General features: G+C 34.4%; 14 protein-coding genes. 9 read left to right on the top strand and 5 right to left on the bottom strand.

Annotation, left to right across the window (positions count from 1 at the left end; all coding sequences use genetic code 11):
• Positions 1 to 17 precede the first annotated feature (17 nt).
• Entirely contained in the window at positions 18 to 431 is a 414-nt protein-coding gene (locus BacF7301_RS20195; protein WP_167965663.1) for a hypothetical protein, read from the top strand.
• Positions 432 to 828: 397 nt separating this feature from the next.
• On the top strand, positions 829 to 1305 hold the full coding sequence (locus tag BacF7301_RS20190) for a hypothetical protein (protein ID WP_167965661.1): 477 nt from the start codon (positions 829 to 831) through the stop codon (positions 1303 to 1305).
• Between the two features lie 48 nt (positions 1306 to 1353).
• Here BacF7301_RS20190 and BacF7301_RS20185 read toward each other — a convergent pair whose 3' ends face one another.
• Positions 1354 to 2007: a recombinase family protein gene (locus BacF7301_RS20185; protein WP_167965659.1), complete on the bottom strand. Its 654-nt coding sequence runs from the start codon at positions 2005 to 2007 to the stop codon at positions 1354 to 1356.
• 459 nt (positions 2008 to 2466) lie between these two features.
• On the opposite strand from BacF7301_RS20185, the gene BacF7301_RS25835 reads away from it, so the two are divergent.
• From BacF7301_RS25835 to BacF7301_RS20165, 4 genes are all read left to right on the top strand, one after another.
• Positions 2467 to 2658, top strand: coding sequence for a hypothetical protein (locus BacF7301_RS25835; protein WP_209319463.1), 192 nt, complete (start codon positions 2467 to 2469; stop codon positions 2656 to 2658).
• The gene (locus tag BacF7301_RS20175) at positions 2642 to 3295 is read left to right on the top strand and encodes a hypothetical protein (protein ID WP_167965655.1); all 654 of its coding nucleotides are present in this window, start codon (positions 2642 to 2644) and stop codon (positions 3293 to 3295) included. The genes BacF7301_RS25835 and BacF7301_RS20175 overlap by 17 nt, the downstream gene beginning before the upstream one ends.
• Positions 3274 to 3450, top strand: coding sequence for a hypothetical protein (locus tag BacF7301_RS20170; RefSeq protein ID WP_167965653.1), 177 nt, complete (start codon positions 3274 to 3276; stop codon positions 3448 to 3450). Before BacF7301_RS20175 ends, BacF7301_RS20170 begins: the two co-directional genes overlap by 22 nt.
• A 153-nt stretch (positions 3451 to 3603) precedes the next feature.
• Positions 3604 to 5433 carry a BT4734/BF3469 family protein gene (locus tag BacF7301_RS20165; protein WP_167965651.1) on the top strand — a complete coding sequence of 610 codons (1830 nt, stop codon included), beginning with the start codon at positions 3604 to 3606 and terminating at the stop codon, positions 5431 to 5433.
• 61 nt (positions 5434 to 5494) lie between these two features.
• Here the strand turns inward: BacF7301_RS20165 and BacF7301_RS20160 are convergent, their stop codons facing one another.
• The 3 genes from BacF7301_RS20160 to BacF7301_RS20150 form a co-directional block, all read right to left on the bottom strand.
• Positions 5495 to 5677, bottom strand: coding sequence for a hypothetical protein (locus BacF7301_RS20160; RefSeq protein WP_167965650.1), 183 nt, complete (start codon positions 5675 to 5677; stop codon positions 5495 to 5497).
• 425 nt (positions 5678 to 6102) lie between these two features.
• The gene (locus BacF7301_RS20155; protein WP_167965649.1) at positions 6103 to 6741 is read right to left on the bottom strand and encodes a SanA/YdcF family protein; all 639 of its coding nucleotides are present in this window, start codon (positions 6739 to 6741) and stop codon (positions 6103 to 6105) included.
• A 96-nt stretch (positions 6742 to 6837) separates the two neighbouring features.
• Positions 6838 to 7641 carry a BT1926 family outer membrane beta-barrel protein gene (locus BacF7301_RS20150; RefSeq protein ID WP_167965648.1) on the bottom strand — a complete coding sequence of 268 codons (804 nt, stop codon included), beginning with the start codon at positions 7639 to 7641 and terminating at the stop codon, positions 6838 to 6840.
• 412 nt (positions 7642 to 8053) lie between these two features.
• Here BacF7301_RS20150 and BacF7301_RS20140 point away from each other — a divergent pair, with 412 nt between their 5' ends.
• Positions 8054 to 8758, top strand: coding sequence for an SGNH/GDSL hydrolase family protein (locus BacF7301_RS20140; RefSeq protein WP_167965646.1), 705 nt, complete (start codon positions 8054 to 8056; stop codon positions 8756 to 8758).
• 405 nt (positions 8759 to 9163) lie between these two features.
• Here BacF7301_RS20140 and uvrB read toward each other — a convergent pair whose 3' ends face one another.
• Positions 9164 to 11197 carry an excinuclease ABC subunit UvrB gene (uvrB, locus tag BacF7301_RS20135; protein WP_167965645.1) on the bottom strand — a complete coding sequence of 678 codons (2034 nt, stop codon included), beginning with the start codon at positions 11195 to 11197 and terminating at the stop codon, positions 9164 to 9166.
• 134 nt (positions 11198 to 11331) lie between these two features.
• On the opposite strand from uvrB, the gene BacF7301_RS20130 reads away from it, so the two are divergent.
• Positions 11332 to 12630: a phenylacetate--CoA ligase family protein gene (locus BacF7301_RS20130; protein WP_167965644.1), complete on the top strand. Its 1299-nt coding sequence runs from the start codon at positions 11332 to 11334 to the stop codon at positions 12628 to 12630.
• 31 nt (positions 12631 to 12661) lie between these two features.
• Positions 12662 to 13087 (top strand): ACT domain-containing protein, encoded by a 426-nt coding sequence (locus tag BacF7301_RS20125; protein ID WP_167965643.1) that lies wholly within the window; start codon positions 12662 to 12664, stop codon positions 13085 to 13087.
• Positions 13088 to 13203: the final 116 nt, after the last annotated feature.

Raw genomic sequence — 13203 nt, 5'->3', positions numbered from 1 at the left:
ACTAAATAATATAAGATATGGAAAAGGAACAAGAAAAAAAGGTACCTCAGTACACAAAATCAAACTTAAAACGTTTTATTTATTCAGAGGATGGTACACGTTATCAACAGTTTTTGGATGAAAAGAACTATCAATTAGAAGATTTTGAAAAAAAGACTATTCAAGAACAAGCAACTGAATTGAAACTTTTTTTTGATTCTAAAGGGTGGAAACTTAAAGCTAATAGACAGGGAAAATTTCCAGAGAATATTGTTTTAAAGGTAGATGATAAAAGCCTTATTGAAAAAATAACTGATAGTATTAAATGTGATAATGATAAGAAAATTGATTTGATAAAAAAAGCACTTTTATTAAAAACAAAAGAGGAAGAATTGACTAAACTACAACAAGAAATAAACGAAATAACTACAGAGATAAATGCAGTTATTTGATTTTTATAACTATGTGAAAAGAGAGTTACAAATTGAAGTAATTCTCTTTTTTTTGTCAATAAAATGAAATATATTAAATTGTTCGATATTGAAATTTTAACTTTATGCTAGGTATATAGAGAATTATTGCTTATATTTGCACCATGTTTCAGGTGTGAGACTGTTTTGATGGCATTTAAAGCTCATTGTTTGCTGATAAAACGACCAAATTAAGAAGCGAACGACAATAAGCACATTAAATGCCCATGCTATAGGCGTGGGCGTGCTTGGCGTTCGTATGGTGCTTGGTCGTACCTTTCAGCAGCGAAGTACGACCCACGTTTTAGTTAAACGTTTGGTGTCTTAAATTTTGTTGATTTATTTTTATCAAATATTGTTTAACTAAAAAAATTACAAAATGAAAAAAGTATTTTCTTTAATGTTGCTTTTTGCAACAATTAGTTTTTTATCGTCTTGCTCGAAAGATGATGATAATGAGGGTGATAATGGTTCTAATGTCATCACTGTTAACAGTACGAAATTTCATACAGAAAGTACCCCTACAATAAGTAAAGGTGCTAATTCACTGTATTTTGAAGTATCTTTGGTTCAAAATGACGTAGACTATTTAACCATGTACGATTTAGGAATAAGAACTAATGTAACGGAAGTTAAAGCAGGTCAAGAACTTAAAGTAGAAGTTGAATTATACCAAGAATATACAGATGTAGGTAGCTTATATAGCTATAATTCATTTACAGGTAAGGTTATTGTTGAGGCTGTTGATGGCAATTCTATTACACTTAAATATGATAATTTTGCATTCAATAGAAGGCATAAAGATAAAGATAGTAAATACGCTGTAAATGGTTCAATCAAATATCAATATAACTAATATTCGATATTTAATATATTTAGAAAGGGGGGATATTTCCCCCTTTTTTTATTGATAACGTTTCATTAATCGGCTGACAGCAGCAGGTGTAAATAAACAACCTTTAGACGTTCTAAATTCATTGTCATTTAAATACGTGGCAATAGCTTGCAAGGTCATATTACGTTCAATTAGCGAACTAATAACACTGTATGCACGCTTATTATTAGTGTTATTATTTGCTTTATTCTTAATTGCATTGGCGGACTTAATACGCATATCATTTGATATAGTTGCATTGGGTGCACCCAACTTAATACCTTTTTCTTTCTTTGCCTGTAATGCTGCCCTTGTACGTGAACTGATTGTTTCACGTTCTGATTGAGCGATGGTCGCAAATATGCCTAATGTGAGCGTATTACATTCAGGAATATCACAGCAATAAAAGTTTATTCCGCTATCTTTAAGTGCGAAAATGAATGATACATTACGGCTTAATCTATCTAATTTTGCAATTATCAAAGTTGCTTTATTTGTCTTGCAATAATTAATTGCTTTAATCAATTCAGTTCTATTGTTACACTTACCGCTTTCCTTTTCTTCAAATGAATTAATTAGCTCACCATTGATATTATTAATGTAATTAACAACTGTATTACGTTGAGCGTCTAACCCTAAGTTTTGGCGTTTAGTTGAAACTCTATAATAACCGACATATTTCATATTATTGTCATTTAAATTAATGCTACTACAAAGATATTAATAATATATCAAATTGCAAATGAACGTATGCAATTTGATAATCTATTAGCATGTATTAACATTCTACTATCATATCAATTTAATAGGTAGTACTCTACGGGTACTACTAATAGTACCCATAGGGTACACATTATTATAAAAGAAATAAGAGAGTTTATAATCCACCTTTAGAGGATGGATTAAAAAACTCATATCAAAACTAAGGGGGTATAATATAATGTAGCTAATTATTATTAACAATTATATATATGTTATGCAACAGCTTATTTACTTCTAATGTGCCATACAGTATGCTACAGAAGGGGTAGTAAAAAATTTCTCATAATTCTATTTACATTTATTAGTAGTATGGTTAACTTTAGTATAGTTAGTATGATACTTATATATAGTACTAATAATAATCAAATAAAATACATTAAAATGAGAGTAGAACGTAAACAAACTTTAGAAAGCAATATAAAGAGAAGTATTGCAAATAGAGGGAAAAAAAGAAGTGAAGAAACCAAACAGAAAATCAGCAGTTCACTAAAAGAATATTGGGCAAAAATACCTTATTCTTTAGATGATGAAAATAAAATAGTAACCAATATAATAAATGAAGAAGAAAAATGAGAAACACGATATACTTGCTGATATAGGACATTATACTGTAAACAATGTCCACCTAAAGAAGGTGTTAACACCACAAGAGTTTGATTTATTCGATTTAATAAGGTATGAAAATAATGTGTCAAATGGATATATCAGTTATACTCTAATACAATTGGAAGTTGGGATTATACAGCGCAATTTAATTGCTGAAATTAAACGAAATCTGATAAAGTTAGGGTTTATATCAATTGTTGATAATAACCGAATTAAGGGAACAAAGTACACGGTTAATTATACGATTGTACGTGATATAGTTCAAGTCTTGAACAATGAACGTAATAGCGTAAATAGGTTGCGAATCGCAGATAATTATAGAACTAATAAAGGGTTGAAAAGTATTGTTGGAAATAGAATTTCCAAATTTGAAAATACAAATTTTGACATAAGTGTAGATGTTGACCGTTTTGAAAAAAATAAGGAAAATAAACAAGTAAATTGTAAAGAAGTAATTCTTTTAAATAATCTATTTGAAAAATTGAAAAATAAAGAAATAACAGAAAGACAATATAACGTACAGAGTAATAATATTAAAGCCTCAGCCAAACAAAGAATAATATTTAATAAAGATAAAAATCAATGGATAATAGAAATGAATTAAGATTAAAAATGTTAGTTGATACATTAAACAATACTTTAGAAGCAACTGACAAGAAGCAATTAATAAACCTTATGGCTGAAATAATACAAGTAGTTGAATTGCTTAAATGGGATGAAAAATATAATAATACAGACCCCTTCATGTTTGTGGATTAATCAAAATTGAAATGACCAAAGAGCAAAAAATACAAATTCTAAAAATGAAAAATCATTTAAAAGAGTTATTAGATTATAACTGTATTGATAAGTACACTTATAACTACCTATTGAACTACAATATACTAATAATGAAACAAAATAACTAATAATATGGAAACAATAAACTTCAATAACACTTATTCCTACGAACAAATTTTAAAATCACTAATTGATTTATCAAAAAATGGATTACCTACAGGATATAATATGGGTATATCTGAATTAGACGAAATGTTTAGAATTGATAAGGGTAAACTTATCACATTAACGGGTATTCCGAATTTGGGAAAATCAGAATTTACCGACTTTATTTGCACTCAATTTAATAAATTATATGGGTTTAAAACTCTATTCTTCAGTGCTGAGGATGATTTAAATACACACGTTGCAAAGATTATTACGAAATATACAAATAAAGAGTTTAAAAATACTCAAAATGAAGAAATAGAAAAGCAGGCAAAGTATATGTATGAGAACTTTATATTCATTGATTATAATAAGGTTTATACCGTAAATGCACTATTGGAAGAAGCAGAAAAACAAATAATTGAACAGAATATTGATATACTTGTAATTGACCCATTTAATAAATTAGAGGCTGACAAGGATTATAATGTTAATATGACTGATTACATATCTAAATTTTTAGATAAACTATTAAGATTAACCAAGAAATATAATATAATAACTTTATTGGTTGCTCATCCAAAAAAAATGAATGAAGGTATTATTCCATCTCCGTATGATATTAGTGATAGTGCCCATTTCTTTAATAAATCAGATTACTGTATTACAGTGCATGGAAATAAGGCTAATTATAGCACTATAATTAAAGTGGATAAGGTCAAATATAAACATTTAGGTAGTTGTGGACAAATAGAATTATATTATGATGATTTGAGCGGTAATTTCTATTATGATGATAGATTTAATGAACGAAAATATATACATAAAGATTTCGATATGACACCTAAAGGAAATTACAGCCGTTCTAACGAGCTATTAAATATTGATGTAGATACGTTTAATTGTATTGCCGATGTACAGCCAAAGCAAAAGAAACTGATTGATATTCTAACTTTAAATGATGATGAAAAGGCAAATCAAATAATAACGCAGATACGCAGCGAAAAGGACGAAAGTAAGCAAAAAGAACTTAAAAAGAATTTGCCTAATTATTGTATCAACGCAACATTTAACAGTACACGTAAAAAAGATAATATAAAAGCATTGACAGGGTTATTATATATTGATATTGACGCTAAAGACAATACAAGTATTATTAAAAATGTACCCGATATACTACGTAATATTAGTAATATATTATTCTTTAAACGAAGTTGCAGAGGGTCGGGATATACTGCAATTGTGCCATATAATACCAATTTAAAGATAGATGATGTTTGGCATTCAATAGACACTGATTTTAAAAAGTTAGGGGTTGAAATTGATAAGTCTACCAAGAATGTAGACCGTGTTACATTCTACTCTTATGATACTGATTTTTATATAAATGATAATGTTGAAACATATAATAAGTGTATTAGTAATACCGTTTCTTCAAATTTCAAAGTATCTGAAAATTCAAAAAATGATACTCAAAAAGTTGTTGTTAATCCCCCAAATAATATCGTAAATAATAAAGATAGTTATAAAAATAGGGAATATTTGAACAAATTAATAGGGTATTTGAATGATACTAAAAAGTCACTTGACAATGGTAATTACGCAGCATGGGGGAAGATATGTTTAGCATTAATATCTGAATTTAAAGAAAAGGGATTATACTATTTTTTGATGTTAAGCCAAAATTATAAAGGGTTTAATAAAGATGAAACAACCGAATTTTACAACAAATATTTGGATAGTTATTCAGATAATAATGATGTAACATTTGCCACAATTAAGCATTATGCAATGTTGGTAGGTTTTAAAGAATGATTTGTATGTAGCACAAATTGAAATAGGTGTATCACTATAATAAGTGGTACACCTTTTCTTTTTAATACAATAAAATTTTTTTCTTATTCCTATTTTTTTCTTTCATGCCATCACTTATATTCTCTTTATGTTCTTTGCTTAATTTACGCCCTGTAAGTGCTTGCTTGATGTGCTTAATGTGTGTTGCGGACTTTTTTCTACCCTTCATTTTAGCACTGATTTTCTTTTTTGTAATTTCATCCATTTGCTTATCTATTATATAATATAAGTAGTAGTTAAGTTCATTTTATGCTAAAAAAATATATGGAAAATTCGTTTTTCAAACCGTATGTGTAGTAGATAAATTAATAAATTATTTTTTTAATCTGAGTGTGGGGTTACGCCAATTAATACACGTCTAATACACCTTATATTTAAGACCTGAATAGAGGTTATTGGAATGTTATCTATTCTATTGTAAACCAATTAATTGGTTAAAATATGTGATTATATTTATTTGTTTTATAATTCTTATTACCGTACTTGCTTTTTTGTGGTCGTTTTATGAAATGTAAATATCATAATATCAGCTAATTAGTAAACAAGTATGTTTATATCTGTAGTGTGCATGGGCGGGTACTCCTGCTTGTTGTGGTCGTTGAGTTGAGGCTGTTGTTCCATAAATTATTCTTATTTTCCAATTATAATTTTTTCTCCTAAGAAATGTGGCTGTTTATCTGTTGCTAAGTCAATAAACATTTTTACTCTCGCAAATAGTTCCCGGATATTGGTTTTTAATCTTGAGTAGGCATTCACGTCTTTTGCATTGTAACCAATAGCATTTATTCCATTTTTCTCGGCTAGATAAATAGCACGTTCATTGTGAAAACGTTGAGATATGATTGTCAGCCGATTTTGCCCGAATACTTCCTTTGCACGTACAACGGAGTCTAGTGTACGAAATCCAGCATAATCCAAATAAATAGACTTTTCGGGGATTCCTTTTTGCATAAGTGCCTTTTTCATTTCTTCCGGTTCATTGTAATCTTCTCTGCGATTGTCGCCACTGATAAGGATATATTTTATTTTTCCTGCTTTGTATAATTCGATAACCGCAAGAATACGATAGTCGAAATACAGATTATTATTCCCATTTTTTAGTTTTGGAGAAGTGCCGAGTAATAATCCTACATTGTTTTGAGGAATAGTGATGACTTCACTGTAAATTTGTGCGGAAGTATGTTTCTTGATTGTTCGGTTACAAACAATCAGACTGATTGTACATAAGATTACAATTATGAGTGTTATATAAAGCAGCTTTCGTTTCATGCGATAAAAATACAGATTTTTGTGAAATAAATAAGGCAGAATGAAAGAAGTTTAACATCTTTCGTTCTGCCTTATTGACTAGATGAGTATTTCTTTTTAGAAAGTAATACCAATACGAAGTCTAGGCTCGATATAAGTCTTGAAATTAGTTGTGCGATAGTTATCAGTTGTTTCTTCATCTATTGTATCTTCAGTTGTAGTCGTTTGTCCTCCTGAAGTTACCTTGCTGATTGTTGTTGCGTCAAATTCCATTTTTAAGCTTTTCCGAGAGCTGCAGCCTATTCCTAATTCTGTTCCGATATAAAGTCCTTTATATATATAGACATCTAAACCGGCAAAAATGGCAGCGTTTATATTCCAACTGGCTCTCTCGGCTTGGTCAAAGATATTATTGCCTGTGCTACTTGTAATGGCGCCATTCTTCAGTTCTCCTGTATAAGATGTTTCAATGATACGCGAACCGTTGTATTCATCATATGTAGATTTTGAATAAGTCTCAATCTTAGTTGATGCAAAATTCTTACCTAATCCAATGCTACCGCCAAGATATGCATCCAGTCTTTTACCCAAGTTAAAATGACGTTCATATCCTAAATCAATATTGAAATTTCCCTTTTTGTAATCATATTGATTATCACGGCTACTCCCTTTTTCTTCATCAGAATCTTTATCTGTGTATTTAGAATTAGTTGTTGCGAAACCTACTTTCAGCCGAATTGCATTTTTATCATTGAAGAAATAACGAACTTTCAATCCATCCAAACTAAATGTTTCTCCATCTTGATCAAAAGGATTGATTTGGACTTCAGTACTCCACGAACCTTTTGTGGGTTTGTGTTGTGCGGATGTGTTTCCAGCCATCATTAGAGTGGCCAATAGAATAAATGCTAATCTTTTCATAAACTTAGTTTTATTTGTTTTAGTGAATATGTTTTAAAAAACAGCGCAAATGTATGAAATATTTGGAGATTAAAATAAAAAAATGTTTTGTTTATAAAAAGTTAACTATAAAATAGGCTGCTAGAAAAGAGTTTAGAGGATGTGTTATGCAAACGTATGGACATAAAAAAAGGAGCAACGCCTTGCTCCAACCTTTGTTAACCTTAAATCTAATACTATGAAAAACACATTGCAAAGGTACGGACTTTTGCGACAATAGCAAATAATCCAAGAAAAACAATATGTTATATAACATAGATTAAGAAATCTGAGCTTGATGTTAACGCTTATTCGCTGATTGAGTAACAATATATATGAGAATTCTTTATCTTTGCGTGCGATTAATATTTCACTAATACTTAAAAATATAAAGATGAAAGGGAAAAGGATAGGCCACTGGGTATTATTGGCCGTTATTTGTTTGAGTTTCTCAATAGGAGAGACTTTTGCTCAGAAAAAGGATTTTGCAAACTTGGCTCGCTATGCTAAAGAGAATGTAGAGTTACCAAAACCGGCAAAAAAAGAGAAAAGAGTTGTGTTCATGGGAAACTCCATTACCGAAGGCTGGGTGCGGACTCATCCGGAGTTTTTTAAGACGAACGGATATATCGGTCGTGGTATTAGTGGGCAGACTTCCTATCAGTTCTTGCTGCGCTTCCGTGAAGATGTGATAAATCTTTCTCCAGCTTTGGTAGTCATTAATGCCGGAACCAATGATGTGGCGGAAAATACGAATCCTTACAATGAAGATTATACTTTTGGCAATATCGTTTCTATGGTCGAACTGGCTAAGGCAAATAAGATAAAGGTGATATTGACTTCCGTACTTCCTGCTGCGGCTTTTAAATGGAGAATGGAAATAAAGGATGCTCCACAGAAGATTCAAGCCTTGAATGCCCGTATAGAGGCTTATGCTAAGGCTAATAAAATTCCGTTCGTAAATTATTATAAGGCAATGGTGGCCGGAGATAATCAAGCTTTGAATCCTCAATATACAAAAGATGGAGTTCATCCGACAGGTGAAGGATATGATATTATGGAGCCATTGATTAAAGCTGCGATAGACAAAGCGCTTTGAGGAATGTTGGCAGATTTTGATGCGACGGTCGTAAATAAGTAAACTCTTCGTATTAGAAAATAGTGAATAAAAATGGCGTCACTATCCGGTTGGCATAGTGACGGTATGTGGCTATGATAGTGACGGTATCCCACCCGGATAGCGTCACTGTTTTTTGTGGTGTGTTCGAAATAAGAAAGACAGGATAAGTACGGGCATAAAAAAAGGAGCAACGCCTTGCTCCAACCTTTGTTAACCTTAAATCTAATACTATGAAAAACACAGTGCAAAGATACGGACTTTCGTGATATTTGCAAATTATCAGTGAATGATTAGTGTTTTTATAACACTAGTTAAATGTTTGATTCCGATATTATAGACTTGTTAAGATTCTCCATCTTGCGTATTAGATGGAGAATAAAAAACTTATCCCCATTTTTCTTTCATTAAATCTTCCAGTTTCAGTAATTCGTCACGATATTGGGCAGCTTCAATGAATTCCAATTTCTTGGCGGCTTCCTGCATAAGTTTGCGGGTACGCTCGATGCTCTTTTCCATTTGCGGTTTGCTCATATACTGTACCACCGGATCGGCTGCGATATTTGGCGTGGCAGGTTCGATATAAGCATGTTTCTCCTTCAGTAAATCATTTGCTTCGGAGTTTGCATTACCAAATACAGCCAAGTTTCTAGCCTTCTTGATTTGTTGTGGAGTAATACCGTTTGCTTCATTATATGCCAACTGTTTTTCACGACGACGGTTAGTCTCGTCAATGGTCAACTTCATGCTATCCGTCATCTTGTCGGCATACATGATAACTTTTCCGTTCACATTACGTGCGGCACGTCCTGCGGTTTGTGTCAGGGAACGATGGGAGCGAAGGAACCCTTCCTTATCTGCGTCAAGAATGGCTACGAGCGATACTTCAGGAAGGTCTAGTCCCTCACGAAGCAGATTCACTCCAATGAGTACATCGTAGATTCCTTGCCGGAGATCATCCATGATTTTGACACGTTCAAGTGTATCGACATCGCTATGGATATAATTACATCTTACATTATTATTAAGAAGGTATTCCGTCAACTCTTCCGCCATCCGTTTGGTCAGCGTAGTGACAAGTACACGCTCTTCTTTCTCGATCCGCAGTTGGATTTCTTCCATTAAATCATCAATCTGATTAAGGCTCGGACGAACTTCAATAATAGGATCCAGCAAACCAGTAGGACGAATTACCTGCTCTACAACAATACCTTCGGATTGAATTAATTCATAATCTGCGGGCGTAGCACTGACGTAAATGACTTGTTTTGCCATCTCCTGAAACTCTTCAAATTTCAGCGGACGGTTATCCATGGCAGCAGGCAGGCGGAAACCATATTCCACAAGATTGATTTTACGTGCACGGTCACCACCATACATAGCACGGACTTGTGGGACACTTACGTGACTTTCGTCAATTACAATCAGAAAGTCATCCGGAAAGAAATCAAGCAAACAGTAAGGACGGGTACCTGCTGTGCGACCGTCGAAATAACGGGAATAATTTTCAATGCCGGAACAATGCCCGAGCTCCCGAATCATTTCCATATCGTAAGTAACCCGTTCATATAATCGTTTAGCTTCATACTCTTTGCCGATAGACTCAAAGAATGCCACTTGTTTGGTCAAGTCATCCTCTATTTCATGGATAGCACGGAGAGTCGCTTCCTTTGTAGTCATAAACAAGTTGGCCGGATAAATTTTATAAGCATCGAAAGGAGCGATAGTGACGCCTGTAATAGGATCTACCTCTTCTATGCCATCAATTTCATCTCCCCAGAAAGTGACGCGAAGCAGATTGTCCGTGTAAGCCAGATAAACATCCACCGTATCACCTTTCACACGGAAATTACCACGATTGAGATCAATATCGTTGCGTACATACAAGCTATCTACCAAACGGCGAAGAAACACATTGCGATCCATCATGCGTCCCCGTTCTATATCAATTACATTTTTATAGAAGTCCGAAGGGTTTCCCATACCATAAATGCAGGAAACGGAAGAAACCACTACCACATCTTTTCTTCCGGAGAGCAGGGCGGAAGTGGCGGCAAGACGAAGTTTATCGATTTCGTCATTAATCATCAAGTCTTTTTCTATATATGTATCACTACTTGGCAAATAGGCTTCCGGTTGGTAATAATCATAATAGGAAACGTAATATTCCACCGCATTATTCGGAAAGAAACCTTTAAACTCGCCATACAACTGTGCAGCCAGCGTTTTATTATGGCTCAAGATCAATGTCGGTTTATTGATATTCGCAATTACATTGGCAATGGTAAATGTTTTTCCCGATCCGGTGACTCCCAATAAAGTCTGCGCGGGAACTCCCTGAAGTACCCCTTCAGTCAGTTGCGCAATAGCTTCCGGCTGATCCCCGGTAGGCTTGTAAGCTGATGTTAGTTCAAAATTCATAGTTAATCCTAAAAAGTGGAGCAATATTCGGCAAAATAATCGAGATTACAAATCATTTTTCCAAATAAATCCTTTACTTTGCAACATATTAATATCAAAAAACAGATTCATACAACTAGTAATACCAGAAACACATGATTTGGAATGAGAGCATTGAGTGTATGGACCGCGAAAGTCTTCGCAAGATTCAAAGCATACGACTCAAGAAAATTGTAGATTACGTTTATCACAACACGCCCTTCTATCGGAAGAAGATGCAGGAAATGGGAATTACTCCCGACGATATCAATAGTATAGATGATATTGTAAAACTGCCGTTTACCACGAAACATGATTTAAGAGATAATTATCCATTCGGACTTTGTGCCGTTCCGATGAGTCAGATTGTACGTATCCACGCATCTTCCGGTACTACCGGAAAGCCGACAGTCGTTGGATATACCCGTAAGGACTTGTCCTCATGGGCGGAATGTATATCCCGTGCTTTTACAGCCTACGGAGCAGGTCGTTCCGATATATTCCAGGTGTCTTACGGATACGGGCTTTTCACGGGCGGACTGGGCGCGCATGCCGGAGCCGAGAATATCGGAGCTTCCGTTATCCCGATGTCCAGTGGCAATACCGAAAAACAGATAACCCTGATGCATGATTTCGGCTCTACGGTACTTTGCTGTACGCCATCCTATGCACTCTACCTAGCAGATGCCATTAAAGATTCCGGTCTGCCGCGCGAAGATTTCAAACTAAAGGTAGGAGCTTTAGGTGCGGAGCCATGGACGGAACATATGCGTCATGAAATCGAGGAAAAACTCGGTATCAAAGCTTATGATATTTATGGCTTGAGTGAAATAGCCGGTCCTGGTGTCGGTTATGAATGTGAATACCAACATGGTACTCACTTGAATGAAGACCATTACTTCCCTGAAATTATTGATCCGAATACGTTGCAACCGGTAGAACCCGGACAAACAGGCGAATTGGTATTTACCCATCTGACGAAGGAAGGTATGCCGCTGCTTCGTTACCGTACGCGCGACTTGACCGCCTTGCATCACGATAAATGTTCCTGTGGCCGTACATTGGTGCGCATGGATCGCATTTTAGGACGTAGTGACGATATGTTGATTATCCGCGGTGTGAATGTATTCCCGACACAGATTGAATCAGTTATTCTTGAAATGGCTGAATTCGAACCGCATTACCTGCTGATAGTAGATCGTGCAAACAATACCGACACCATGGAACTTCAGGTGGAAGTGCGTCCTGAATTCTATTCTGACGAGATTAACAAGATGCTGGCCTTGAAGAAGAAACTGGCGGGACGTTTGCAAAGCGTACTCGGGCTGGGAGTCAATGTGAAACTGGTAGAGCCGCGCAGCATTGAACGTAGCGTAGGCAAAGCGAAACGAGTGATTGATAACAGAAAAATTTAATACCTGAACTTACATATAATACTTTACGATTATGGTAGCAAAACAACTTTCTATCTTTTTGGAAAATAAGTCAGGCCGTCTGACGGAAGTGACTGAAGTGCTGGCGAAGGAGAATATCAACCTTTCTGCCTTGTGCATCGCAGAAAATGCGGATTTCGGCATTTTGCGTGGAATAGTATCCGATCCGGATAGAGCATATAAAGCTTTGAAAGATAATCATTTTGCAGTGAATGTGACCGATGTGGTCGGCATTAGCTGTCCCAACGTGCCGGGTGCTTTGGCAAAGGTACTGGGATTTTTATCTGATGAAGGAGTATTTATCGAATATATGTATTCGTTTGCTAATAACAATATCGCTAATGTAGTGATTCGCCCAAGCAATCTGGATAAATGTATCGAGGTACTGAAAGAGAAGAAGGTCGATCTGCTGGCAGCAAGCGACCTGTATAAACTGTAAATTTCAAGATTGAAATGTAGACAGTAAATAAAGAATGGTAAACAATATGCGGTGGATGGGCTGTACTTTCAGTTAATAGTGCAGTTTATTCACCGCATATTGTTTATGGTTCGACG

Source organism: Bacteroides faecium, assembly GCF_012113595.1.
Taxonomy (GTDB): Bacteria; Bacteroidota; Bacteroidia; order Bacteroidales; family Bacteroidaceae; genus Bacteroides; species Bacteroides faecium.
This window is presented reverse-complemented; position numbering and strand designations above follow the sequence as displayed.

What these genes read in the sequence shown, in the direction of transcription:
- BacF7301_RS20195 (WP_167965663.1), top strand. Translation starts at nt 18, where the DNA reads ATGGAAAAGGAACAAGAAAAAAAGGTACCTCAGTACACAAAATCAAAC.
- BacF7301_RS20190 (WP_167965661.1), top strand. Translation starts at nt 829, where the DNA reads ATGAAAAAAGTATTTTCTTTAATGTTGCTTTTTGCAACAATTAGTTTT.
- BacF7301_RS20185 (WP_167965659.1), bottom strand. Translation starts at nt 2,007, where the DNA reads ATGAAATATGTCGGTTATTATAGAGTTTCAACTAAACGCCAAAACTTA.
- BacF7301_RS25835 (WP_209319463.1), top strand. Translation starts at nt 2,467, where the DNA reads ATGAGAGTAGAACGTAAACAAACTTTAGAAAGCAATATAAAGAGAAGT.
- BacF7301_RS20175 (WP_167965655.1), top strand. Translation starts at nt 2,642, where the DNA reads ATGAAGAAGAAAAATGAGAAACACGATATACTTGCTGATATAGGACAT.
- BacF7301_RS20170 (WP_167965653.1), top strand. Translation starts at nt 3,274, where the DNA reads ATGGATAATAGAAATGAATTAAGATTAAAAATGTTAGTTGATACATTA.
- BacF7301_RS20165 (WP_167965651.1), top strand. Translation starts at nt 3,604, where the DNA reads ATGGAAACAATAAACTTCAATAACACTTATTCCTACGAACAAATTTTA.
- BacF7301_RS20160 (WP_167965650.1), bottom strand. Translation starts at nt 5,677, where the DNA reads ATGGATGAAATTACAAAAAAGAAAATCAGTGCTAAAATGAAGGGTAGA.
- BacF7301_RS20155 (WP_167965649.1), bottom strand. Translation starts at nt 6,741, where the DNA reads ATGAAACGAAAGCTGCTTTATATAACACTCATAATTGTAATCTTATGT.
- BacF7301_RS20150 (WP_167965648.1), bottom strand. Translation starts at nt 7,641, where the DNA reads ATGAAAAGATTAGCATTTATTCTATTGGCCACTCTAATGATGGCTGGA.
- BacF7301_RS20140 (WP_167965646.1), top strand. Translation starts at nt 8,054, where the DNA reads ATGAAAGGGAAAAGGATAGGCCACTGGGTATTATTGGCCGTTATTTGT.
- uvrB (WP_167965645.1), bottom strand. Translation starts at nt 11,197, where the DNA reads ATGAATTTTGAACTAACATCAGCTTACAAGCCTACCGGGGATCAGCCG.
- BacF7301_RS20130 (WP_167965644.1), top strand. Translation starts at nt 11,332, where the DNA reads ATGATTTGGAATGAGAGCATTGAGTGTATGGACCGCGAAAGTCTTCGC.
- BacF7301_RS20125 (WP_167965643.1), top strand. Translation starts at nt 12,662, where the DNA reads ATGGTAGCAAAACAACTTTCTATCTTTTTGGAAAATAAGTCAGGCCGT.